Source organism: Bordetella genomosp. 9, from assembly GCF_002119725.1.
In the GTDB taxonomy this organism is placed as follows: domain Bacteria; phylum Pseudomonadota; class Gammaproteobacteria; order Burkholderiales; family Burkholderiaceae_B; genus Bordetella_C.
The window spans coordinates 84,920-107,927 of sequence record NZ_CP021109.1 but is presented as its reverse complement, the minus strand read 5'-3'; the positions used below and the strand labels follow the sequence as shown (position 1 = coordinate 107,927).

The window sequence follows — 23,008 nt, the reverse complement described above, 5'->3', positions numbered from 1 at the left end:
CATGTTGCCCACGCCCGAGCAGGTTCGCCAATACATCGCCGACGGACTTCCCTGTGAGCATATCGACGTGCAGGGCGATGGATCGCACTTCGACGCCGTGATCGTCAGCAGCGCCTTCGAGGGCAAGCGGCCGATCGCCAGGCATCAGCTTGTCTACGCGGCGCTGGGCGACCGCATGAAGGCCGAAATCCATGCGCTTTCCATGCGCACACTGACCCCCGACGAATACAAGGCAGGACGCTGATGGACAAACTACGCATCACCGGCGGCGCCCGCCTGCGCGGCGAAATCGCCGTATCGGGGGCCAAGAACGCGGCCCTGCCCATCCTTTGCGCCGGGCTGCTCACGGCCGACCCGATTGCGCTGCATAACGTCCCCGAGCTGAACGACATCTCGACCATGTTGCGGTTGCTGGGACACGTGGGCGCGCGCGCCACGCGCGAAGGCGACGGCACGGTGGCGATCCAGGCCGACCAGGTCGGCAAACTGGAAGCGCCATACGAGCTCGTCAAGACCATGCGCGCCTCCATCCTGGTGCTGGGGCCGCTGGTCGCCCGCTTCGGCGAAGCCCGCGTCAGTTTGCCGGGCGGCTGCGCCATCGGCCAGCGGCCGGTCGATCAGCACATCAAGGGACTGGCCGCGCTGGGCGCCGACATCACGCTGGAGCACGGCTTTGTCGTCGCCCGCGCAAAGCGGCTGAAGGGCGCGTCCATCCGCACCGACATGGTCACCGTGACGGGCACCGAAAATCTCATGATGGCCGCGACCCTGGCCGAAGGCCGCACGGTGCTGGAGAACGCCGCCCGCGAGCCGGAGGTCGTCGACCTGGCCGAGCTGCTCATCAAGATGGGCGCGCGCATCGAGGGGCACGGCACCGACCGCATCGTCATCGATGGCGTGGAGCGGCTGCATGGCGCCACCCACCGCGTCATTCCGGATCGCATCGAGGCCGGCACCTTCCTGTGCGCCGTCGGGGCCGCCGGCGGCGACATCGTGCTGCGCGACGCCGACCCCGCCATCATGGGCGCCACGCTCGACAAACTGGCCGAAGCGGGCCTGTCCATCGAAACCGGCGCCGACTGGATCCGCGCTTCCATGCAATCGCGGCCCAAGGCCGTCAGCGTGCGCACGCACGAATACCCCGGCTTTCCCACCGACATGCAGGCGCAGTTCATGGCGCTGGACACGGTCGCCGAAGGCACCGGCGTCATTGTCGAAAACATCTTCGAAAACCGCTACATGCACGTCCAGGAACTCATCCGCCTGGGCGCGGACATCGACATCGACGGCCACACCGCCGTGGTGCGCGGCGTGAAACGCCTGTCCGGCGCCACCGTCATGGCGACCGACCTGCGCGCTTCCGCCAGCCTGGTCATCGGCGGACTGACGGCGGACGGCGAAACCGTGGTCGACCGCATCTACCACCTGGATCGCGGCTACCAGCAGATGGAAGCGAAGCTGCGCGAGCTCGGCGCGAAGATCGTACGGATTTCCGGCCGCGAGCAGACATGAGGAGCACGCGATGACGACGCAGGACAGCCAGAAACCCGCAGCGGACGCCGCGCCGCTGACGCTGGCGCTATCCAAGGGCCGCATCTTCGAGGAAACGCTGCCCCTGCTGGCCGAAGCCGGCATCGAGGTCGCCGAGAATCCCGAGCATTCCCGCAAACTCATCATCCCCACCAGCGATCCCGGCCTGCGGCTGATCATCGTGCGTGCGTCCGATGTGCCGACTTACGTGCAGTACGGCGCCGCGGATTTCGGCATTGCCGGCAAGGACGTGCTCATCGAGCACGCCGCCCAGCATCCCGGCGGCCTCTACCAGCCCATCGACCTGAACATCGCCAAGTGCCGGCTGTGCGTCGCCGTGCCCGCGGGCTTCGACTACCAGAAGGCCGTGCACCAGGGCGCCCGCCTGCGCGTGGCGACCAAGTACGTACAGGCGGCGCGCGAGCATTTCGCAGCCAAGGGTGTGTACGTGGACCTGATCAAGCTGTACGGGTCCATGGAACTGGCCCCGCTGGTAGGACTGGCTGATGCCATCGTCGATCTGGTGTCATCCGGCGGCACCCTGCGGGCCAACAACCTCGTCGCGGTGGAGGAAATCATGCCGATTTCCTCGCGCCTGGTCGTCAACCAGGCGGCGCTGAAAACGCGCCGGGCACGGCTGCAACCGCTGCTGGACGCTTTCGAACGGGCCAGCGCGGCCCATGTGGCATGATGGCCGTCTGAATCCCGCCTCGCCCCGCGCGCATCACGCCCACGCTCCACTTATGCCCCCAAGGGGTAACGCCATGGCTACCATCAACCGTCTCGACTCCCGCGATCCCGGTTTCGCATCCGCCCTGTCCTCCCTGCTGGCTTTCGAAGCCGAGCAGGACGAATCCATCGACCGCGCCGCGGCCGATATCCTGGCGGACGTGCGACACCGGGGCGACGCCGCGCTGCTGGACTACACGCGCCGCTTCGACCGCGTGCAGGCCGACACGGTCCCGGCCTTGGAGATTCCTCGCGACAGCTGGCGGCAGGCGCTCGATTCGCTGCCCGCCGCACAACGGCAGGCCCTGGAGTCTGCCGCCGAACGCGTGCGGGCGTATCACGAACGCCAGCGCGGCCAGACCTGGACCTACACGGAAGCCGACGGCACGATGCTCGGCCAGAAGGTTACGCCCCTGGACCGCGTGGGCCTTTACGTGCCCGGCGGCAAGGCGGCCTATCCCTCGTCCGTGCTGATGAACGCCATTCCCGCCAAGGTGGCCGGCGTGCCGGAACTCGTCATGGTCACGCCGACGCCGGACGGCGTGCGCAACCCCATGGTGCTGGCTGCGGCGGCCATCGCCGGCGTGGATCGCGCCTTCGCCATCGGCGGCGCGCAGGCGGTCGGCGCGCTGGCCTACGGTACGGAGACCATCCCGGCCGTCGACAAAATCGTGGGCCCGGGCAATGCCTACGTGGCCGCCGCCAAGCGGCGCGTCTTCGGCACCGTGGGCATCGATATGATCGCCGGGCCCAGCGAAATCCTGATCATCTGCGACGGCAACACGCCCGCGGACTGGATCGCCATGGACCTGTTTTCGCAGGCCGAGCACGACGAACTAGCGCAGGCCATCCTGCTCTGCCCGGACGCGGCCTATCTGGACGAAGTCGCCGCTTCCATCGACCGCCAGCTGCCCGGCATGCCGCGCGCGGCGATCCTGCGCGAAAGCCTGGGCAAGCGCGGCGCGCTCATCCAGGTGCGCAACCTGGAAGAAGCGTGCGACATCGCCAACCAGATTGCGCCGGAGCACCTGGAGATTTCCACGGAAAACCCGGAGCAATGGGTTGACCGCATCCGCCACGCAGGCGCCATTTTCATGGGCCGCTACGCCTCCGAATCCCTTGGGGATTACTGCGCCGGTCCCAATCACGTGCTGCCCACGGCCCGCACCGCGCGGTTTTCCTCGCCGCTCGGCGTCTACGACTTCCAGAAGCGTTCCAGCCTGATCCAGGTATCGCGCCAGGGCGCGCAGACGCTGGGCCGCATCGCCGCCGAACTGGCTTATGGCGAAGGCCTGCAGGCCCACGCCGCCAGCGCGGAGTACCGGTTGGACAAGCCATGAGCGGCGCAGGCGGGCCGGCCGCGGCGCGCGTGGCCGCCACCATCCGGCCCGACATACAGGCGCTGGCCGCCTATCCCGTCGGCGATGCGCAAGATGGCATCAAGCTTGACGCCATGGAGAACCCATACAGCCTGCCGGCGGACGTACGCGACGATATCGCGGCCGCCGCTCGCGATGCGGCGCTCAACCGCTACCCCGCCGCCCGCCACGACGCGCTGGATGCCGCCATACGCGGCGCCTTCGGGGTTCCGGCCGATGCCGCGCTGCTGTATGGCAACGGTTCGGACGAGCTCATCCATCTGATCGTGCAGGCTTGTTGCGCACCCGGCGACGTCGTGCTGGCGCCCGTGCCGTCCTTCGTTATCTTCGAGATGGCGGCGCGCTTCCATCACGCGCATTTCGTCGGCGTGCCGCTTACCGCCGGTTTCGAGCTGGACCTGCCCGCCACCCTGGCCGCCATCCACGCTCACCGCCCCAAGGTCGTATTCCTGGCCGTGCCGAACAACCCCACGGGGGGCCGCTGGCCGGACGAAGCGATCGAAGCCGTCCGCGCCGCCACCCCCGGATTGCTCGTCATCGACGAGGCGTACCAGCCTTTCTCGGACGGCACCTGGATGCCCCGGGCGGCGCAACTGCCCAATACAGTCGTCCTGCGCACCGTCTCCAAGATCGGCCTGGCAGGCCTGCGTTTCGGCTACCTCGCCGGCCCAACGCCGTGGATCGCCGAAATCGACAAATTGCGCCCGCCCTACAATGTGGACGTGCTAACCGAAGCGGTCATGCTGGCGGTGCTCAAGCACAAGCCCGTGCTGGACGAGCAGGCCGCGCGGCTGCGGGCCTCGCGGGCTGAGCTGGCCGCCGCCCTGGCGAAATTGCCGGGCCTGACGGTGTTTCCATCCTCCGCGAACTTCCTTCTTGTGCGCTTTTCCGGCAAGATGGGCGCCAACGCCGTGCATCGTGCCCTGAAAACGCGCAAAATATGGGTACGCGGCTTCCCTGGCGGGGATCCTGCGCTGGCCGACTGCCTGCGCATCTCGCTGGGAACGCCGGACGAACACGCCGCGCTGCTCGCGGCCCTGCGCGACATCCTCGCCTGAATTTTTCGATACTTACCACCACCGCGCCGGGCTGAAGGCCCACCGAGCGACTCACCGACCACCATGCGTACCGCAGACATTACCCGCAACACCAACGAAACCCGCATCCGCGTGGCGGTGAACCTGGACGGCACCGGCAAGCAATCCATCGACACGGGGGTCCCTTTTCTGGATCACATGCTCGATCAGATCGCGCGCCACGGCCTCATCGATCTGGACATAAAGGCCGAAGGCGATGTCCACATCGACGCCCATCACACCGTCGAGGACGTCGGCATCACGCTCGGGCAGGCCATCGCCGCGGCGATCGGCGACAAAAAAGGCATCCTGCGTTACGGCCATGCCTACGTGCCGCTGGACGAAGCGCTGTCGCGCGTTGTCGTGGACTTCTCAGGCCGCCCGGGGCTCGAGTTCAATGTGCCGTTCACGCGCGCGCGCATCGGCGATTTCGATGTGGACCTTACGCGTGAATTTTTCCAGGGCCTGGTGAACCATGCCTTGATCACGATGCATATCGATAACCTGCGTGGCAGGAACGCGCATCATCAGTGCGAAACCGTGTTCAAGGCCTGTGGCCGGGCGCTGCGCATGGCGATCGAGCGCGATCCACGCAGCCAGGGCGTCGTGCCCTCGACCAAAGGCGTATTGTAGGCGTCATCCCCCAGGGGCTCGCTACCGAATTCCAGGCAGAAATCTCGTGACTTCCATTGCTATCGTCGACTACGGCATGGGCAACTTCCACTCGGTCGCGCGGGCCCTGAGGGCCGCCGCGCCGGATGCCGATGTCCGGGTCTCCAACACCGTGGCCGATATCGACGCGGCCGACCGCGTGGTCTTTCCCGGACAAGGCGCCATGGCGGACTGCATGCGGACGCTGAACGAATCCGGCTTGCGCGATGCCGTGATCCGGGCCGCGCGGAACAAGCCGCTGCTGGGTGTGTGCGTGGGCGAACAGATGCTGTTCGACACCAGCGAGGAAGGGCCGACGATATGCCTTGGCATATTCCCCGGCGTCGTGCACCGATTCAGCGGTCCTCAATACGCCGCGCCCGTCGGCGCCTACGAGGACCACGCCGCCGATCCCGACAGCGAACGCTTCAAAGTGCCGCACATGGGATGGAACAAAGTGCGCCAGACGCGCTCTCATCCAATCTGGGAAGGCATTCCGGACGGCGCCCATTTCTACTTCGTCCATAGTTACTACGCCGTGCCCGCGGACCCATCGCTGACCGTTGGGGAAACCGATTACGGCGGTTCCTTTACCTGCGCAGTGGCGGCAGCTAACATTTTCGCGGTGCAGTTTCACCCCGAGAAGAGCGCCGAACACGGGCTGCGTCTGTATCGGAATTTTGTAGACTGGCGCCCCTGACCTCTTGCCGGCTGGCTCGATATCGCGATCGCGCCCGTTGCAGCATCCCGTTCCAACAACCGATTTTTCCAAAAGCGCGTTATTCATCATGCTGCTGATCCCCGCCATCGATCTCAAAGACGGGCGCTGCGTGCGCCTGCGCCAGGGCGACCTGGGCGATGCAACGGTGTTCTCCGAAGACCCGGCCGCCATGGCCACGCACTGGCTGGAGCAGGGCGCACGACGCCTGCATCTGGTGGACCTGAACGGCGCGGTGGCGGGAAAGCCACGCAACGAAGCCAGCATCAAGGCGATCGTGGACGCCGTGGGCGATGAAATCCCCGTGCAGATCGGCGGGGGCATTCGCGACCTGGACACGATCGAACGCTATCTGGATAGCGGCATTTCGTACGTCATCATCGGGACGGCCGCGGTGAAGAATCCGGGCTTTCTGCACGATGCCTGCGGCGCTTTCCCCGGCAGCATCATCGTCGGACTGGACGCGCGCGACGGCAAGGTTGCCACGGACGGCTGGAGCAAGCTCACGCGCCACGACGTACTCGACTTGGCAAGCAAGTTCGAGGATTACGGGTGCGAAGCCATCATCTACACCGACATCGGCCGCGACGGCATGCTGTCTGGCGTCAACGTGGATGCCACGGTGCGGCTCGCGCAGCACGTCCGCATTCCCATCTACGCCTCCGGCGGCATCGCGGGCATGCAGGACATCGAAGCCCTTTGCGCGGTCGAAGAGGAAGGCATCGAGGGCGCCATCCTCGGACGCAGCATCTACGAGGGCGCATTGGATTTCCAGGCAGCGCAGACGCGCGCCGATGAATTGGCCAAGCAATGAATGATATCGCCCCGGCCGGGGCCAGCACCGGCCCAAACGCGCTCACGCGCCGCATCATCCCATGCCTTGACGTCACCGCGGGACGGGTCGTCAAGGGCGTCAATTTCGTCAACCTGATCGACGCCGGCGACCCGGTGGAAATCGCGCGCCGCTATAACGAGCAGGGCGCGGACGAACTCACGTTCCTCGACATTACCGCCACCAGCGATGGCCGCGACCTGATCCTGCCCATCATCGAGCAGGTGGCATCCCAAGTGTTCATCCCGCTGACCGTCGGGGGGGGCGTGCGCCAGGTATCGGACATCCAGCGCCTGCTGAACGCGGGCGCGGACAAGATAAGCATCAACAGTGCTGCCGTCGCCAATCCCGAGCTGGTGCGCGCCGCCGCCGACTATCACGGCTCGCAGTGCATCGTGGTGGCCATCGATGCGCGCCGCGTGGGCGGCGACGATGGCCAGCCCCGTTGGGAAGTGTTCACGCACGGCGGCCGCAAGCCGACCGGCCTCGATGCCGTGGAATGGGCGCGCCGCATGGCCGAATACGGTGCCGGCGAAATCCTGTTGACCAGCATGGACAAGGACGGCACCAAATCCGGTTTCGACCTGCAGCTGACGCGCGCGGTATCGGATGCGGTCCCCGTCCCGGTCATCGCGTCGGGCGGCGTCGGCACGCTGCAGCACCTCGCCGACGGCGTCACCATCGGCCGCGCCAGCGCCGTGCTGGCCGCCAGCATCTTCCACTACGGCCAGCACACCGTGCAGGAATGCAAGCGGTTCATGGCCGAACGCGGCATCGCCGTCAGGGGTGATTGAACCCACCCCCGAAGCGCTGGCGCGCTTCCCCCTCAAGGGGGCGCGCCTGCGGACCGGCAAAGCCGGATCCGCGGCGCCCCGATCGGCGGTGCTTGGAGCGAGGGGTCGCCTCCGAAGCGCTGGCGGACCGGCAAAGCCGGATCGCGGCGCCCCGATGGGTCGTGCTTCGAGGGAGGGGTCACCCCTAAGCGCTTGGGCGCTTCCCCCTCACGGGGGTGCAAAGGCGCGTCTGGCAGAGGGCGGGGCGGCGCTGATTGGGCGATACTGCGGTTTTGGGTTTTGCAGTGCGAAGGCGCTCCGGCGCCATGGATGATCGATATGGATAGTGATGCTGCCTGGCTGAAGGACGTGGTGTTCGATGAGCAGGGGCTGGTTCCGGCGATTGCGCAGGACGCGGAGACGGGACAAGTGCTGATGTTCGCCTGGATGAACCGAGAGTCGCTGGCGGAGACGGCGGCGACGGGGCGCGCGGTATATTGGTCCCGGTCGCGCCAGCGTCTGTGGCGCAAGGGCGAGGAATCCGGGCATGTCCAGCAGGTGCGCGAGCTGCGGCTGGACTGCGATGGCGACGTGGTGTTGCTCAAGGTCGAGCAGCTTGGCGGCATCGCCTGCCACACCGGCCGGGCCAGCTGCTTCTTCCGCATGCTGGATGGGCAGGGCGGCGAGCGGCGCTGGGAAACCACCGACCCCGTGCTGAAGGACCCGGAGCTGATCTACAAATGAACCAGAGCAATATGGAAGGCGAGGCCATCCTGGCCCGCGTCGCGGATACACTGGCCACGCGCCGGCCGGATCGCGGCGGCGATCCGGGCACCTCTTACGTCGCGAAACTCTTGCACAAGGGTCCGGACGCCTTCCTGAAGAAGATCGGCGAAGAGGCCACCGAGCTCGTCATGGCGGCCAAGGACGGTGTGCCGGAGCGCATCGTCAGCGAAACCGCGGATCTGTGGTTCCATTGTCTTGTGGCGCTGACTCATTACAATCTGCGGCCGGAGGACGTCCTGGCGGAGCTCGCTCGGCGCGAGGGCCTGTCGGGGCTGGCCGAAAAAGCCGCCCGCCCCAAGGACTAGGCCGGCGGGCAAACGGAGCGAGATTTCATGAGCGACAACTGTATCTTCTGCAAGATCGCCCGCGGCGAGATCCCGGCGAAGAAAGTCTATGAAGACGACGAGTTCATCGCCTTCCATGACATCAATCCCGCCGCCCCGGTCCACCTGCTGCTCATCCCGAGGCGCCATATCGCTTCCATGCAGGAAGTCACGCAGGATGACGCCGGCTGGTTGGGTAGAATGGTGGCATTGGCCCCGCGCCTGGCCTTGGACAATGGCTGCAATCCCGGGGCTGAAGGGGGCTTCCGGCTGCTGGCCAATTCTGGCGCGGAAGGCGGGCAGGAAGTCCCGCACCTGCATTTCCACATCATTGGCGGTTCGCGTCCCTGGAAAGGCCGCGTAGCCCCGAACGCATGAACACGGAGAACCGTCATGGGCAGTTTTAGCATCTGGCATTGGTTGATCGTCCTGGTTATCGTGGCGTTGATTTTCGGCACGAAGAAACTGCGCAACTTCGGCAGCGATCTGGGCGGCGCGGTAAAGGGCTTCAAGGAAGGCATGCGCGAAGCCAGCAGCGATCCGGCCGAACCGGCCACCCAGCAGCGCGTCTCGGGCGAGACCATCGACGTGCAGGCCAAGGAAAAAACCCACTCCTGATACCCGCCTGCGGGCACGGCGATCCGGCCCCGGCGCCACGCGATCCTGGCGCCGCCATCGCGGGTCCACGGCGTCTTGCACGCGCGGCGAGGCGCTGATGGCGGTCCGGCCGCGCCGGCAGGGCACGCGGACCGCCTTATCTCATTCATGGCCGTCGTATGTTTGATGTCAGCTTTTCAGAACTGCTGGTGATCGGGGTCATCGCCCTGATCGTCATCGGGCCGGAACGCCTGCCCAAGGTCGCCCGCACCGTCGGCCACCTCCTGGGCCGGGCGCAGCGTTACGTGAATGACGTGAAATCCGACATCCGGCGCGAAATCGAACTGGACGAGCTGCGCAAGTTCAAGAGCGAGATGGAAGACGCCGCGCAATCCGTCCATACGTCCTTGCGCGACGCCGAATCTTCCTTGCGCGAACCTGCGCAAGCGTTGCGGCAGGAACTGGATGAAGCGGCCAAGGCCGCCACCGACGCGGTGTCGTTGAAGCCTGCGAACATGCAGACCCCCGATCCGGCATCCACGCCGGCCGTCGCGGCGCCGGCGCCCGCGGCAGCTGCGGCATCCACGGCAGCCGCCCCGGATTCGGCTGCCGCAACCGAATCCGGCGTACCCGCCGCCCGCCAACAGGAAAACGTCGCGGCGCAGGACCGCGCCGCTCCTTCCCAACCTTCCACTTCCGGTAGCGCAACGTGAGTCAGGATCAACTTCGAGACGAGGAGCTGCAGGAAGACAGCTTCATGTCGCACCTGATCGAGCTGCGCTCGCGCCTGTTGCGCGCCGTGGCCGCCGTCGGCGTCATCTTCATCGTCCTGTTTTTCTATCCCGGCGCGTCCAAGATCTACGACGTACTGGCGCGGCCCATGCTGGCCTCGCTGCCGGAAGGCACCCGCATGATCGCCACAGGCGTCATCACGCCATTCATGGTGCCGGTGAAAGTGACGCTGATGGCGTCCTTCATCCTCGCGCTGCCGGTGGTCCTGTGGCAGGCCTGGGCGTTCGTGGCGCCGGGCCTGTATCGGCATGAAAAACGCCTGGCGCTGCCCCTTATCGTGTCCAGCACGGTCCTTTTCCTGGCCGGCATGGCGTTCTGCTATTTCGTCGTGTTCCGGACGGTGTTCCACTTCATCGCGACGTTCGCGCCCCAGTCCATCACGCCAGCGCCGGACATCGAAGCCTATCTGAGCTTCGTGATGACGATGTTCCTGGCCTTTGGCATTACCTTCGAGGTTCCGGTTGCCGTGGTCCTTCTGGTGAAGGCGGGCATCGTCGACGTCAAGAAGCTCAGCGCCGCGCGCGGCTACGTGGTGGTCGGCGCCTTCATCATCGCCGCGGTCGTCACGCCGCCGGACGTCGTCAGCCAGTTCATGCTCGCGGTTCCGCTATGCCTGCTGTTTGAACTTGGATTGATCTGCGCCCGCATAATCAGCAAACCTGGCGACGCCGAGCGCGAAGGCGAGAATGCGCTGACCGAGCGCCATTAATCAGCAAAAAACAGACGGATTCACGCTTGAGCGGGCACAACTGCAATCGTACATTGCAGGGATGACCATGGCGGAACGTTTGCGAACCCTTATGCGCTGGCGCGGCATCCGCAGCCAACGTCAATTGGCGCGCCTGTCCGGCGTACCCCAGACGTCCATCCACCGCATCCTGAATCGGGACGCCGAATATATGCCGGCGCTCAGCACCTTGATTCGCCTGGCCCGCGCCCTCGATACGACAGTGCCGTGGCTCAGCGATGGCGAAGCCGGCCTGGGCCCCGTCCGGCAATCCCCGGATACCCCGCCCTTGCGCGAGCCAGGCACGCCATACCACTACCATCCGGAGTGCGGCGGCGACGCCGCCGAACTTCATATGCTGATGGCGCGGTTGTCCGAAACCGAGCGCCGCCATATCGTCGCCCTGGTGCGTTTGCTGGCGGACCGCCCTACCTGGGCCGCTGGGGACGCACGCCGATCTTTACCTTGAGCTCCAGCGGGCGGCCGCCGCGCAGTCCCGACAGCGTTACTTGCTGGCCGGGCGGCAGCAGGGCAACCATGGCCAGCATGGACGTCGTGTTCTGCACGTCGTTGCCGTCAATGCTCAAGATGATGTCGCCGACTCGCACGCCGGCGCGTCCCGCCGGACCATCGCGCATGACTCCGGCGATGATCACGCCGCGCGGACTGCTCAGCTTGAAGGCGCGCGCCAGTTCTGGCGTCAGGTCCTGCGGCTCCACGCCCAGCCACCCCCGCCGCACCGAACCCGTACGGATGATTTCTTCCATGACCGAGCGGGCCGTATCGATCGGCACGGCAAAGCCGATGCCGAGCGAACCTCCCGTTTGCGAGTAGATCGCGGTGTTGATCCCGACCACGTTGCCGGATTGATCGATCAGCGCCCCGCCAGAATTGCCCGGATTGATCGCGGCGTCCGTCTGGATGAAGTTTTCATAGGCGTTCAGTCCGAGGCTGCTGCGGCCAAGCGCGGACACGATGCCCTGGGTGGTGGTTTGCCCCACACCGAACGGGTTGCCGATCGCCAGCACGATATCGCCCACTTTCAAGGTGCGGTCGCTGCCCAGCGTGGCCACCGGCACCTCGCCGATCTGGTCCGGCAGGCGCAACACCGCCAGGTCGGTTTCGGGATCGGCGCCGACGACCTCCGCACGGGTTTCGCGGCCATCCGGCAGCGCCACCTCGATGGCGTCCGCGGCTTCGACCACGTGGTAATTCGTCAGGACATAGCGGTCCTGCACGATGACTCCAGAACCCAGGCTGGTCGATTCGTGACGACGCGTCACGCCGGGCAACTGCCCCAGCAGCTCACGAATGACGGGATCGTTCGGCACCGGAATGAGCGGCACATCGACATGCTTGGCCGTGTAGACGTTCACCACGGCTGGGGCGGCCTTGGCCACCGCGGGCGCGAAGGATAGACCCGCCTTGCCCCGCGCCACCGCGGACGGCGCGGCGGCATCCTCGGACACCGGCGCCGCCGCGCTTCCGGGTGCGGGCCCCGGACCGGACAGGCGCAGCCAATCGGGCCGAAGCGTCGTCACGACGAATAGAATGGCTAGACTGACCGTGACGGCCTGGGCGAATATCAGCCAGAGTCGGTGCATGATCCTTCAGGAAACGCAATGAACAGAATCGATACCCGTGAGCTGGCCGCTTGGCTGGACCAGACCCTGCAACCAGGCAGATTCCGGGACTATTGTCCCAATGGACTTCAGGTGGAAGGCAAGGCGTCGATCGGCCATATTATCGCCGGGGTCACAGCTTCGGAGGCGCTGCTGCGGGCGGCCATCGACCGCGGCGCCGATGCCGTGCTGGTGCATCACGGCTGGTTCTGGAAGAACGAAGATCCCCGCGTGCGAGGCCCCAAGCGCACCCGGCTTGCGCTGGCGCTGGGCCACGACCTGAATGTCTTCGGGTATCACCTGCCGCTCGATGCGCACCCGCAGCTGGGCAACAACGCGCAACTGGCGCAGGTGCTCGGGCTGACGCCGGACGCAGATGCGGCCGGCATGCCGCGCACCTGCGGCCCCGATGGGCTGGTATGGCTCGGCAGCGCGCCCGGCATCGCGACGTTCGGCGAGCTGGCGGCGCGCGTGGGGCAACGCCTGGACCGCGCGCCGCAAGCCATCGGCGATCCCATGCGGCCGGTGCGCCGCGTCGCGTGGTGCACCGGCGGGGCGCAGGGCATGCTGGCAGACGCCGTGGACGCCGGCGCCGATGCCTACATCACCGGCGAAATATCGGAGCCCACCGTACATCTGGCGCGCGAAACGGGCGTCGGCTTCCTGGGAGCCGGCCATCATGCCACCGAGCGCTACGGCGTCAAGGCGCTGGGGCAGGCGATTGCCGACCAGTTCAACATCCGCGTGGACTTCGTGGATATCGACAATCCCGTTTAGGTTCAGACGCCGGTTCCACGCTGCTGCTGCTGCTTCAGCAGGTCGCGGATTTCCTGCAGCAATTGAACGTCCGCCGGCGTGGCCGCGGGCGCCGCATCCAGATGCGAACGGGCGCGCGCCACTGCCTTGACCATCCAGAAAATGATGAAGGCCAGCAGCACGAAATTGATCACGATCGTGACGAAGTTGCCCCACGCAAAGACGTTCGCGCCGGCCTTGGTCAGGTCCGCGTACGTCATGGGGCCGTTATAGTTGGCCGGCATCGACAGCACGATGAATTTGTTGGAGAAGTCGACCGCGCCGCCCAGGATGAAGTTGATGATCGGCATGACGATGTCCTTCACCAGGGAATCGACGATTCTTCCAAAGGCCGCGCCGATGATCACGCCGACCGCCAGGTCCACGGCATTGCCTTTGACGGCGAAGTTGCGGAAATCTCGGAGAAAACCCGTCGCTTTGCTCATACATACTCCTCTGTGATGCGCCCGTGTGGGCTGGGGTTATAATACGCGGTTGCGAAGACGTTACGTATCATCAAGTAAGTAGTACACCGTTCCGGTGCGCCGAAACGGATAAGAAGGCCAGGTACAGGGCCCCTGCTTATTCCACATCCCCTGGAGGGGGACGCTACGGCCCAGGCAAGACCCGCAGTAGCCGCATAAAAAGGATGGATGATGAGTCAGACAACGATGTATGACGATGACGAAGGCGCAGCACCTCTTAACCTGCCTCCTGACCCATCGCGACGTTTCTGGGTAACGACTGCCTGTGCCCTGGGCGGCGTCGCCGGCGTAGCAACCGCTGTACCTTTTGTAAGCACCTTTGCCCCTTCTGCCAAGGCCCGCGCGGCCGGCGCCCCCGTCGAAGTCGACATCAGCGGGCTGCAGCCCGGCCAGATGATGACGGTCGAATGGCGCGGCAAGCCCGTCTGGATCTTGCGCCGCACGCCCGAACAGCTCGAATCGCTCAAGAAAGACGTTTCGCTGCTGGCCGATCCCGACTCCAAGCGCCCTGGGTACACGCCGAAATTCGCCGGAAACGCGTACCGCTCCCGCAAAGAAGACCTGTTCGTCTGCGTCGGGATCTGCACCCACCTGGGCTGCTCCCCGAACCTGCAGCACGACGTCGCGCCCGGGGTGGACGGCTTCCTATGCCCCTGCCATGGCTCCCGCTTCGATCTTGCCGGCCGTGTCTTCAAGAACGTGCCCGCGCCAGACAACCTGGAAGTGCCGCCGTATCAATACGACTCCGACACTCGCATCACCGTGGGCGTCGACGAAGAGAACAAGGCCTGACGCCGCCTCCGCGCGAGCGCGAGAACCGATACGCCACGACTAGCAAAGGAGCTGCTTCATGGATGGCGACAAGACCGTCGAATCGACAGGTTTCATGGGATGGCTGGACCGGCGCTTCCCGGCCACCTCGACATGGAAAGCCCATGTCTCCGAGTACTACGCACCCAAGAACTTCAATTTCTGGTACTTCTTCGGCTCGCTGGCCCTGCTCGTGCTGGTGATCCAGATCCTGACCGGCATTTTCCTGGTCATGCACTACAAGCCCGACGCGGAGCGCGCTTTCCAGTCGGTGGAATACATCATGCGCGAAGTGCCGGGCGGCTGGCTGATCCGGTACATGCACTCCACCGGCGCATCGATGTTCTTCGTGGTGGTCTACCTGCACATGCTGCGCGGGCTGCTCTATGGCTCGTATCGCAAGCCGCGCGAGCTGGTCTGGATCTTCGGCGTGGCCATCTTCCTCTGTCTGATGGGCGAGGCTTTCTTCGGCTATCTGCTGCCCTGGGGCCAGATGTCGTACTGGGGCGCCCAGGTGATTGTGAACCTGTTCTCGGCGATTCCCTTCATCGGCCCGGACCTGGCCATCTGGATCCGCGGCGATTACGTGGTGTCGGACGCCACGCTGAACCGCTTCTTCTCGTTCCACGTGATCGCGATTCCGCTGGTGCTGATCGGCCTGGTCGTGGCGCACCTGGTCGCCTTGCATGAAGTGGGCTCGAACAACCCGGACGGCATCGAAGTGAAGCAGGGTCCCAAGGACCGTTATGGCCGCCCCATCGACGCCGTACCCTTCCATCCGTATTACACGGTGCACGATCTTGTCGGCGTGGCCGGGTTCCTGATCGTATTCGCGGCCATCGTGTTCTTCGGCCCCGAAATGGGCGGGTTCTTCCTGGAGTACAACAACTTCATCCCGGCGGACTCGCTGAAGACGCCGCCGCATATCGCGCCGGTCTGGTACTTCACGCCTTTCTATTCCATGCTTCGCGCCACCACGGACGACTTCACGTGGGTGCTCGCCGGCGCGGCGGTATTGGGCGCCATCGCCCTGCTGTTCAAGAGCCGCGCCCGCGGTTTCGCCCGCTACGCGCTGCCCGTGCTGCTGGTCGTCATCGCAGTGTTGCTGCGCGTGCTTGACGCGAAGTTCTGGGGCGTGGTCACGATGGGCGGCACGGTGATCATCCTGTTCTTCCTGCCCTGGCTGGACCAGTCCCCCGTCAAATCCATCCGCTACCGGCCGGAATGGCACAAGGTGCTGTACGGCCTGTTCATCATCAACTTCCTGGTGCTTGGCTATATCGGGACCCAGCCGCCGAATCCGGCGCTGAACCTGACCTCGCAGATCGGGACGCTCTACTACCTGGCCTTCTTCTTTCTGATGCCGGTATGGAGCCGACTGGGCAGCTTCAAGCCCGTCCCGGAGCGCGTTGTCTACCACCCCCATTGAGCCCCGCACAGATAACGGAATGATCATGATCAAAAAGCTGATGAGTGCCGTGGCGTTGATGATCGCGTGCGCCGCCGCCGTGGCGGCGGAAGGCGGATATCCGCTTGAGCCGGCGCCCAACCGGGTCAACGACATCGCCGCCCTGCAGAACGGCGCCAAGCTGTTCGTCAACTACTGCCTGAACTGCCACGCCGCCGCGTCGATGCGCTACAACAAGCTCAACGATATCGGGCTGACGGACGAGCAGATCAAAAAGAACCTGCTGTTCACGGGCGAAAAAGTCGGCGATTTGATGACCGTGGCAATGTCGCCGAAAGATGCGAAGAAATGGTTCGGCACCGTGCCGCCGGACCTGTCGGTGATCGCCCGCGCCAAGTCCCAGACTGCAGGTTCGCCCGGAATCGACTACATTTACACCTACCTGCGTTCGTTCTACCGGGACACCGGCCGGCCGACGGGCTGGAACAACCTGGTGTTTCCCAACGTGGGCATGCCGCACGTGCTGTGGGAGCGCCAGGGTCCGCGGGAGCTGACCACGGTCGCAATGCACAGGGTCGAAGGCAAAGGCGAGGAAGGCGGCTGGGAACGCGTGACCACGGTTTACGACGTCCAGGGCTACGCCACCGTCAAGAAAGACCAGGTGTCGGGCTACCATGGCGGTGAAAGTTTCACCGCCACCTTCAAGCCGGCGAATCCTGCGCAAGCGGCGCAGTTCGACAACGACGCCGCTGACTTGAGCGCGTTCCTGGCCTGGATGGCGGAACCGGTCGCCCAGTTCCGCAAGGAACTGGGCGTGTGGGTACTGCTCTTCCTGGGCCTGTTCCTGGTCGTCGCCCTGCGACTGAACGCTTCCTACTGGAAACACGTCAGGTAAAACGACCCAACCCATTAGGGACCGGGGTAGCGCATGCCCCCGGCATACCGGTCCCGCTGGCAATTGGGGCCAGCGCCTGCTAGATTGGCGGCGCTGGCCTTTCGCTTTTCATACAAGGACTTACCGCCATGATGGTGCTTTATTCCGGAACCACGTGCCCGTTTTCGCAACGCTGCCGTTTTGTATTGTTCGAAAAGGGCATGGACTTCGAAATCCGGGACATCGACCTGTACAACAAGCCGGAAGACATTTCCGTCATGAACCCGTACGGCCAAGTGCCCATACTCGTGGAGCGGGACCTGGTGCTGTACGAGTCGAACATCATCAACGAGTACATCGACGAACGATTCCCGCATCCCCAGCTGATGCCGGCCGATCCCGTCATGCGTGCGCGCACGCGGCTGTTCCTGTACAACTTCGAAAAGGAACTGTTCGTGCACGTGTCGGTGCTGGAAGACCGCAATGCCAAGCCGGACGAAAAGCGTCTGGATCGCGCCCGCCAGAACATCCGCGACCGCCTGGCCCAGCTGGCCCCGATGCTGCTTAAGAACAAGTACATGCTGGGTGACGAGTTCTCGATGCTCGATGTGGCGGTGGCGCCCTTGCTGTGGCGCCTGGACCACTACGGTATCGAGCTGCCGAAAAACGCCGCGCCGTTGCAGAAGTATGCCGAGCGCATCTTCTCGCGGCCGGCCTATATCGAAGCGCTGACGCCCTCCGAAAAGGTGATGCGTCGCTAGGATGGCATCCATGGGTGAAACATCGACCAAACCGTACCTGATCCGGGCCTTGCACGAGTGGTGCACGGACAACGGCTACACGCCGTACATCGTGGTGCAGGTCAACGATCGCACCATGGTGCCGCCGGCCCATGTACGCGACGGTCAGATCACGCTCAATATCGGCAACCTGGCAACCAACAAACTGTTGTTGGGTAACGAGTACATCGAATTCCAGGCTCGCTTCAACGGCGTGATCGAGATTGTGTCCGTGCCCGTGGGCGCGGTCAGCGCCATCTACGCCCGCGAGACGGGGGCCGGCATGGGGTTCGAGGTGCAGACCGACGAGGACGCGCCGGCGCAGCGCCCGCCCCGGGAGGGCGGCGCGCAACCGGGCGTGACGAGCGGGCAAGGCAGCGACAAGGGCAATGGCGGAAACGACGAAGATCCCACGCCGCCCCGTCCACATTTGACCATCGTGAAATAAACGAGCGAGCCAGGCGTCGCCGCGGCGCTTCCTTGCCGACGCGGCCTGCCGCCGCGTATACAATGCACGTCTTCGTGCATCCTTGCCGACATCCCAGGGCCTGCAGCCCTTGGGATGCGGACTGGCCGGCTTAGCTCAGTTGGTAGAGCAGCGCACTTGTAATGCGAAGGTCGGGGGTTCGATTCCTCTAGCCGGCACCATCATCCTTCCCCCTGCCCCGCCAGGCACAAGGCTCAGGCAAGCGAGAGCCTCCTGCGGACAGCCAGGGCGATGTCATCCAGCAAGTCGTCATAGGCCCGCATCCCTGATCCATTGGCCGGCCCTGCCGCCCGCAGCGGCGGGTCCTGGGACAGGACGGCATCCAGACGCACCAGGGTCCGATACGGAAGGCGCACCACCGCCGTCCCGAGCGGCCCCTCCCGCTCCCAGCCGTCCTGGCTGCGCAAAGATGCCTGATTTTCGTTGAAAAGCAGCTGTTCCAAGGCTTCACGGAGCTCGCTCGGCGCGCCCGGACCGTTGACGTCAAGGCTCGCGATGCGCCGCATGGGGTGCCCGTACACAGAGATCGCGGGCGACATATGGCATTCCAGCGCGAGCAGCACGCGATCGGCGTGACGGAAATCGTCGCTGTCCGAAACGTCGAACAGTAGCGCCTCGCGATGGAACGACAGAATCTTTTCCACCGCGCCCTCGCGAATCCGCGCCACCCGCCGGGCAACCTCGCTCAGGATGCGCGCGCTTTCGAAGCTGACACCTTGCGACTGGCCGGCGTGCTTGTCCAGCCGCCTGACTTGCCGCCGCAGCTTGGCGAAATACTTGTCGAGCGGCTCGCCAGAATGCATGGCGTTGAGGAACACGTAAGCCGCGTTGGTGACTTTCTCCCGCAAACGCTCGCCGCGCAGCGCACGCTGGCTTTCGCTTGGCGCAGCCCACGCCCGTACACGTTGCGCGATGGACGTCAGCGCCTGTTGTATCCGGGCCAGCGCTTTCCATCCTGACGAGGCCGCGGCGGACGGCGCCGCACCAGGGGAAGAAGTGGCTGACAGGTCTTCCGGAAAAACCGGCAAAGGCGGGAATGATGGCAGACCAGCGTCGGGCACGACGGGCAGGATGTATCCGATCGCGCTCCGGGAAGAAACCGGCGCGGACCGCGGCGTCATGGAAAACTCGGCCGCGCTGTGCGATTCGTGTCCAGCGGCGCGTTGTGCGCCGCCGACATGGCGGGTGGCCGGCGATATGCCGGCCGATATACCGGCCGATACACCGGCCGACACACCGGCTCCGGACCGCAGGGATAAGGGGCGACGATGACGGCCTCGGCCCGCGCGCTGCTCGGGCAGGTTTTCATTGCTTTGCGAAAAGGCATGCCGTATGGCGGAGGGGACGCCGTTGCCTCCCGGCAGCGGCGTCATGACGGTCAAGTACGGAAGGTTCTGGTCCTGGGTCTTACCCACCTGCATATGTCGCGTCTCCTTGATCCGCGGCATGGCGTCACGCCGCGAGGGGCGGGTATATGCGCGCCGAGGATTTCGGGTTGCCCGGCGCGATGGCGCGTTTGCGCCGCCCGCGAGTGCCCTTCGGTCTCGGGCCTATGGCAGCGGTTCCGGCGCGATGGGAGAAACGGACGAACTAACAGAAGGTGGCGGAGCGTGCGCCGCACGAGGCAAGCGGCGCCATGACTGTCCAGGGCTGCCGCGATCGCGGCGCTGACAAAGGCGGGAGATCAGAGGACGCGGGGAGAGCAACCGACACGAGGTTCTGCGGCGAACCGGAGGTTCGCCGCAGAACGGCTCAGGCCTGGGCCTGGCATGCGGGCGATTGCGCCGCACGCCGCACGGGTTCGATCCCATGCACGTGCTCATGGCGGAAGCGGAATCGCAGTTTTTGGGTACGTCCGTTTTCCGCGCGTCGCGTGACGAGGTCCGTCGTGTAGGTGGTAGCGCCGTTGAACGGTGCGTTATAGATCACGCGCGCCTTGATGACGGAGCCGTCGGCGGGATACAGGTGCACGATGTCGCCCACGTGGATGGGCGTGCCGTCCAGTGCGTGGTCCGCACGAGGTACGAGAGGAGGTTGAGTCGAGTATGTCATTGTCGTTATTTTCCAAAGCGGTGAAGCATGAAATTCACGCACTCGCGCCGACGTCCGGCAGGCCGAAACCCGCATTGACGGACACGCGTGCGATTCGCAGCTGTGATTTGGCGCCGGGCCTCACGATCATGACATCGTCGCCGAATGTCATGACCGAATCATTGCTGCGTATGGCTTAGGCGTCCTCGCCCAGGTGGGCGAGAACAAGCCGACCCGGCCTGTAGCAAAAAGCGGGCCTGAGCCCTGCCGGCTGCGGATTCGCCGCTGTCCCGGCAGCCAGCCCTGGCCGGATTCCGCGCTTGTGCCGGCCACCCTTGGCCGCAGCGCCGTCGCGAACCCGGGCATGGCCGCCCGGCGTATCGGACGCATCGACAAGGCAGTAAAGCGCGCCCGCGGACAAGTGGGATGTGTCGAACAGTGCGCGACGGAATTGCGGCGCAGTCCCGCGGAAGCGCTACGTTGATACGGTGGTTGAAGAAGGCGCCGGCCCCGCAAAACAGGGCCAGCCCGGATGTCGGCCGGCCGAGCGCCGGGTGCTTGTACGCCTACGGGGCGGACAGCCTGAAAAAGGCCGCCCAAGGCGCGAGCGCGGAGGGACAGGGAAAAGGTGCTGAAGTCAACCACCAGGTTGACACCGCGGAGGTGGCGATTGCGCCACGCCGTATCCGTATGCAGCCCCTTGGCACCCTTTTGGTAGCCCTTTGGTAACCTTTTGCTACCTTTGGGCAGTCCCCTGTGCACAACAGGCGCATCCATGCGCAGCTTCCTGCGCATATCTGCCGCCAACTCGACATTGTGCGTCATCTTCATTGAAAAAGCAACGTTTTTGCGTCATGTTGGCGCCTTGGGCCGGCGACCCGGCGCCCCGCGCGCCGGCCGCCCGGTAAAATGGCCCGGTCTGCCCGCTGCGCCACGCGCCGCGGCATTTTTCACAGAGGACTTCATGGTGGAAGCGCATCCTTCGTACGAAGCCGCATACACCGCCCCCCGGTTCTGGCGCAAACTGGCGCGGCATGCCAAGGGCGCGGGGCGGCAGGCGGTGGAAAAAGCCTTGTGGCTCTACTACGCGCTTCAGGATCCCAAGACGCCGAAATGGGCCAAGCGCGTCATCTACGGCGCGCTTGGCTATTTCGTTTTGCCGCTGGACGCACTGCCTGACCTTATCCCAGGCGCCGGATACACCGACGATGTGGCCGTCATGGCGGCCGCCCTGGCAACGGTCGCGTTTTACATCGGCGACGACGTCAAGCGGCAGGCGGCCGCCAAGCTCCTGCAGTGGTTCGGGCCCGGACACGGGGTGCCAGGCGCCATGCAAGAGTGATATGGCGGCGTCTGAATCCGCCACTTTCCTTGACCTGTGGCGTGCGGAAACCGTTCGGTTGCGGGAAGAACACTGGGGACCGCTGGAGGACCAGGACGCCGTGCGTCAGGCCCGGCATGCCGCCGGCCCGGTGGAAGCGCGCGTCATTGCCCGCGCCCGCCTGATTGCCGATCGGGAGGGGCTGTCTCGCCGCATGGCGGAATGGCGGGGCGGCGCGCGCCTGGCCGCGAGCGCGCTCCTGCTGCTTGGCGTGCTGGCCGGCGCCGGCGCCGCATGGACCGCGCTCGGAGACGGCTCCCGGGTCGTGAACATCGTGTGGGCCGTCGGCGCGCTGCTGGGCCTGCATGCCTTGACGTTCTTCTTGTGGCTGCTCAGTTTCGCTGCGGGAACCGGTATCGCGGCCGCGGGTCTGGGGCGGGTATGGTTGTGGGCGACACGCCGGCTGGCGCGCGGCCCGGATGCGGTTTTGCCCGTGCAGGCTTTGCTGACCCTGGCCGCGCGCGCTGGCGCAACCCGATGGCTGTTCGGCGCGATCAGCCATATGGTTTGGCTGGCCGCGCTGGTCGCGGCGCTCGCCACCCTGCTGGCGGTGTTGTCCACCGAGAGCTATCGCTTCACCTGGGCCACAACGCTGCTGGCGCCGGATGCCTTCGTCACGTTGACCCGGGTAATCGGGTGGCTGCCCGACCAACTGGGATTCCCGTCGCCGGATGCCGATATGGTGCGGCTGAGCGATGGCGTCCATGCGCTGCCGTCCGAGGCGCAGGCCCAATGGGGATGGTGGCTGATCGGCCTGGTCGCCGTCTATGGCGCGCTGCCGCGGCTTGTGGCATGGGCGATCAGCATGCTGGTGCTGCGCGCCGCGCTGCGCCGGGCAACCATCGATATGGCGCTGCCGGGCTATGCCGCCTTGCGAGCGCGATTGACGCCGCCCGCCGAACCGCTGGGGCAGGAAGGCGCCGCGCCGCCGCCCGAAAGCCTTCAACTTGCCTCCGCCGGCATGCCGCCGACGGGTGATCAGCTTGTATTGGCGGCGCTGGAGCTGCCGGACGATATGCCTTGGCCGCCTCCGGTGCCGCCGTCGATACGCCTGGCGGGCAATCTTGACAGCCGGGAGCAACGCCACGCACTTCTGGACGCCTTGACAGGCGCCCCGGCCCGCCGCCTTCTGCTCGCCTGCGACTCCCGCCAGACGCCGGACCGCGGCACGGTGGCGCTCATCGCCGATCTGGCGGGCAAGGCGACGCGCACGGCGGTGTGGCTGTCCGGAAGCGGCGGGGACGGCCGCGTCAACGTGTGGCGCAAGCGCCTGATCGAAGCCGGTATGCCGGCGGATGCGATCCTGCAGGATTCCGACGAGCCATTGAGGTGGTTGGAAAAGTAGGCCCGCCCCCGAAGCGCAGACGCGTTGCAATGGTACGCCGACCTCATGCGGCATGGCAGCGGTATGGCGCCCGGCGGG

Annotated in this window: 28 protein-coding genes and 1 tRNA gene; 25 read left to right on the top strand and 4 right to left on the bottom strand. The window is 65.5% G+C overall.

Annotation, left to right across the window (positions count from 1 at the left end):
- Position 1: 1 nt before the first annotated feature.
- From CAL13_RS00520 to CAL13_RS00445, 16 genes are all read left to right on the top strand, one after another.
- Positions 2-244, top strand: coding sequence for a BolA family protein (locus CAL13_RS00520; protein WP_066343036.1), 243 nt, complete (start codon positions 2-4; stop codon positions 242-244).
- Complete coding sequence (murA, locus tag CAL13_RS00515; RefSeq protein WP_086055760.1) at positions 244-1,512, top strand: UDP-N-acetylglucosamine 1-carboxyvinyltransferase; 1,269 nt, start codon at positions 244-246, stop codon at positions 1,510-1,512. Before CAL13_RS00520 ends, murA begins: the two co-directional genes overlap by 1 nt.
- Before the next feature lie 10 nt (positions 1,513-1,522).
- Positions 1,523-2,221, top strand: coding sequence for an ATP phosphoribosyltransferase (gene hisG, locus CAL13_RS00510; RefSeq protein ID WP_086055759.1), 699 nt, complete (start codon positions 1,523-1,525; stop codon positions 2,219-2,221).
- A gap of 73 nt (positions 2,222-2,294) precedes the next feature.
- Positions 2,295-3,599: a histidinol dehydrogenase gene (gene hisD, locus CAL13_RS00505; protein ID WP_086055758.1), complete on the top strand. Its 1,305-nt coding sequence runs from the start codon at positions 2,295-2,297 to the stop codon at positions 3,597-3,599.
- Positions 3,596-4,696, top strand: a complete 1,101-nt coding sequence (gene hisC, locus CAL13_RS00500) for a histidinol-phosphate transaminase (RefSeq protein ID WP_086055757.1) — start codon at positions 3,596-3,598, stop codon at positions 4,694-4,696. The genes hisD and hisC overlap by 4 nt, the downstream gene beginning before the upstream one ends.
- Before the next feature lie 63 nt (positions 4,697-4,759).
- Positions 4,760-5,347 (top strand): imidazoleglycerol-phosphate dehydratase HisB, encoded by a 588-nt coding sequence (gene hisB / locus CAL13_RS00495; protein ID WP_086071190.1) that lies wholly within the window; start codon positions 4,760-4,762, stop codon positions 5,345-5,347.
- 46 nt (positions 5,348-5,393) lie between these two features.
- Positions 5,394-6,065: an imidazole glycerol phosphate synthase subunit HisH gene (gene hisH, locus CAL13_RS00490; RefSeq protein WP_086071189.1), complete on the top strand. Its 672-nt coding sequence runs from the start codon at positions 5,394-5,396 to the stop codon at positions 6,063-6,065.
- Between the two features lie 88 nt (positions 6,066-6,153).
- On the top strand, positions 6,154-6,897 hold the full coding sequence (gene hisA, locus CAL13_RS00485; RefSeq protein ID WP_086059138.1) for a 1-(5-phosphoribosyl)-5-[(5-phosphoribosylamino)methylideneamino]imidazole-4-carboxamide isomerase: 744 nt from the start codon (positions 6,154-6,156) through the stop codon (positions 6,895-6,897).
- Entirely contained in the window at positions 6,894-7,709 is an 816-nt protein-coding gene (gene hisF / locus CAL13_RS00480; RefSeq protein ID WP_086055754.1) for an imidazole glycerol phosphate synthase subunit HisF, read from the top strand. Before hisA ends, hisF begins: the two co-directional genes overlap by 4 nt.
- A 318-nt stretch (positions 7,710-8,027) precedes the next feature.
- On the top strand, positions 8,028-8,432 hold the full coding sequence (gene hisI, locus CAL13_RS00475) for a phosphoribosyl-AMP cyclohydrolase (RefSeq protein WP_086073444.1): 405 nt from the start codon (positions 8,028-8,030) through the stop codon (positions 8,430-8,432).
- The gene (locus CAL13_RS00470; RefSeq protein WP_420042407.1) at positions 8,429-8,779 is read left to right on the top strand and encodes a phosphoribosyl-ATP diphosphatase; all 351 of its coding nucleotides are present in this window, start codon (positions 8,429-8,431) and stop codon (positions 8,777-8,779) included. Before hisI ends, CAL13_RS00470 begins: the two co-directional genes overlap by 4 nt.
- A gap of 27 nt (positions 8,780-8,806) precedes the next feature.
- Positions 8,807-9,175 (top strand): histidine triad nucleotide-binding protein, encoded by a 369-nt coding sequence (locus CAL13_RS00465; protein WP_086055753.1) that lies wholly within the window; start codon positions 8,807-8,809, stop codon positions 9,173-9,175.
- A gap of 15 nt (positions 9,176-9,190) precedes the next feature.
- Positions 9,191-9,415 (top strand): Sec-independent protein translocase subunit TatA, encoded by a 225-nt coding sequence (gene tatA, locus CAL13_RS00460; protein ID WP_086055752.1) that lies wholly within the window; start codon positions 9,191-9,193, stop codon positions 9,413-9,415.
- Positions 9,416-9,573: 158 nt separating this feature from the next.
- Positions 9,574-10,107 carry a Sec-independent protein translocase protein TatB gene (gene tatB / locus CAL13_RS00455; protein ID WP_086071188.1) on the top strand — a complete coding sequence of 178 codons (534 nt, stop codon included), beginning with the start codon at positions 9,574-9,576 and terminating at the stop codon, positions 10,105-10,107.
- 44 nt (positions 10,108-10,151) lie between these two features.
- Positions 10,152-10,895: a twin-arginine translocase subunit TatC gene (gene tatC, locus CAL13_RS00450; RefSeq protein ID WP_420042430.1), complete on the top strand. Its 744-nt coding sequence runs from the start codon at positions 10,152-10,154 to the stop codon at positions 10,893-10,895.
- A gap of 61 nt (positions 10,896-10,956) precedes the next feature.
- Positions 10,957-11,382, top strand: coding sequence for a helix-turn-helix domain-containing protein (locus CAL13_RS00445; protein WP_086055749.1), 426 nt, complete (start codon positions 10,957-10,959; stop codon positions 11,380-11,382).
- On the opposite strand, the gene CAL13_RS00440 is transcribed toward CAL13_RS00445, so the two are convergent.
- Positions 11,342-12,517, bottom strand: a complete 1,176-nt coding sequence (locus CAL13_RS00440) for a S1C family serine protease (RefSeq protein ID WP_086071187.1) — start codon at positions 12,515-12,517, stop codon at positions 11,342-11,344. The two genes, CAL13_RS00445 and CAL13_RS00440, sit on opposite strands and share 41 nt — an antisense overlap.
- An 18-nt stretch (positions 12,518-12,535) precedes the next feature.
- Here CAL13_RS00440 and CAL13_RS00435 point away from each other — a divergent pair, with 18 nt between their 5' ends.
- Positions 12,536-13,312: a Nif3-like dinuclear metal center hexameric protein gene (locus CAL13_RS00435; RefSeq protein ID WP_086071186.1), complete on the top strand. Its 777-nt coding sequence runs from the start codon at positions 12,536-12,538 to the stop codon at positions 13,310-13,312.
- A gap of 2 nt (positions 13,313-13,314) precedes the next feature.
- Here the strand turns inward: CAL13_RS00435 and mscL are convergent, their stop codons facing one another.
- Positions 13,315-13,776 carry a large conductance mechanosensitive channel protein MscL gene (gene mscL / locus CAL13_RS00430; protein ID WP_086055746.1) on the bottom strand — a complete coding sequence of 154 codons (462 nt, stop codon included), beginning with the start codon at positions 13,774-13,776 and terminating at the stop codon, positions 13,315-13,317.
- A gap of 210 nt (positions 13,777-13,986) precedes the next feature.
- Here mscL and petA point away from each other — a divergent pair, with 210 nt between their 5' ends.
- The 6 genes from petA (at position 13,987) to CAL13_RS00400 (ending at position 18,334) form a co-directional block, all read left to right on the top strand.
- Positions 13,987-14,607 (top strand): ubiquinol-cytochrome c reductase iron-sulfur subunit, encoded by a 621-nt coding sequence (gene petA, locus CAL13_RS00425; RefSeq protein WP_086055745.1) that lies wholly within the window; start codon positions 13,987-13,989, stop codon positions 14,605-14,607.
- 58 nt (positions 14,608-14,665) lie between these two features.
- Entirely contained in the window at positions 14,666-16,054 is a 1,389-nt protein-coding gene (locus CAL13_RS00420; RefSeq protein WP_086055744.1) for a cytochrome b, read from the top strand.
- Between the two features lie 19 nt (positions 16,055-16,073).
- On the top strand, positions 16,074-16,928 hold the full coding sequence (locus CAL13_RS00415) for a cytochrome c1 (protein WP_198297693.1): 855 nt from the start codon (positions 16,074-16,076) through the stop codon (positions 16,926-16,928).
- A gap of 128 nt (positions 16,929-17,056) precedes the next feature.
- Entirely contained in the window at positions 17,057-17,668 is a 612-nt protein-coding gene (locus tag CAL13_RS00410; RefSeq protein WP_066342981.1) for a glutathione S-transferase N-terminal domain-containing protein, read from the top strand.
- A 10-nt stretch (positions 17,669-17,678) separates the two neighbouring features.
- The gene (locus CAL13_RS00405) at positions 17,679-18,134 is read left to right on the top strand and encodes a ClpXP protease specificity-enhancing factor (protein ID WP_086055743.1); all 456 of its coding nucleotides are present in this window, start codon (positions 17,679-17,681) and stop codon (positions 18,132-18,134) included.
- Positions 18,135-18,258: 124 nt separating this feature from the next.
- Positions 18,259-18,334 (top strand) — tRNA-Thr (locus CAL13_RS00400).
- A gap of 33 nt (positions 18,335-18,367) precedes the next feature.
- Here CAL13_RS00400 and CAL13_RS21075 read toward each other — a convergent pair.
- Positions 18,368-18,991, bottom strand: coding sequence for a hypothetical protein (locus CAL13_RS21075; RefSeq protein WP_157664764.1), 624 nt, complete (start codon positions 18,989-18,991; stop codon positions 18,368-18,370).
- Between the two features lie 934 nt (positions 18,992-19,925).
- Positions 19,926-20,225 carry a hypothetical protein gene (locus CAL13_RS00390; protein WP_086055741.1) on the bottom strand — a complete coding sequence of 100 codons (300 nt, stop codon included), beginning with the start codon at positions 20,223-20,225 and terminating at the stop codon, positions 19,926-19,928.
- 943 nt (positions 20,226-21,168) lie between these two features.
- Here CAL13_RS00390 and CAL13_RS00380 point away from each other — a divergent pair.
- Together CAL13_RS00380 and CAL13_RS00375 are read left to right on the top strand one after the other, a co-directional pair.
- Positions 21,169-21,546: a YkvA family protein gene (locus tag CAL13_RS00380; RefSeq protein ID WP_086073443.1), complete on the top strand. Its 378-nt coding sequence runs from the start codon at positions 21,169-21,171 to the stop codon at positions 21,544-21,546.
- A gap of 1 nt (position 21,547) precedes the next feature.
- A complete protein-coding gene (locus CAL13_RS00375; protein ID WP_086071183.1) occupies positions 21,548-22,930 on the top strand; it encodes a DUF2868 domain-containing protein in 1,383 nt (460 codons plus the stop codon).
- The last annotated feature ends 78 nt before the right edge of the window (positions 22,931-23,008 follow it).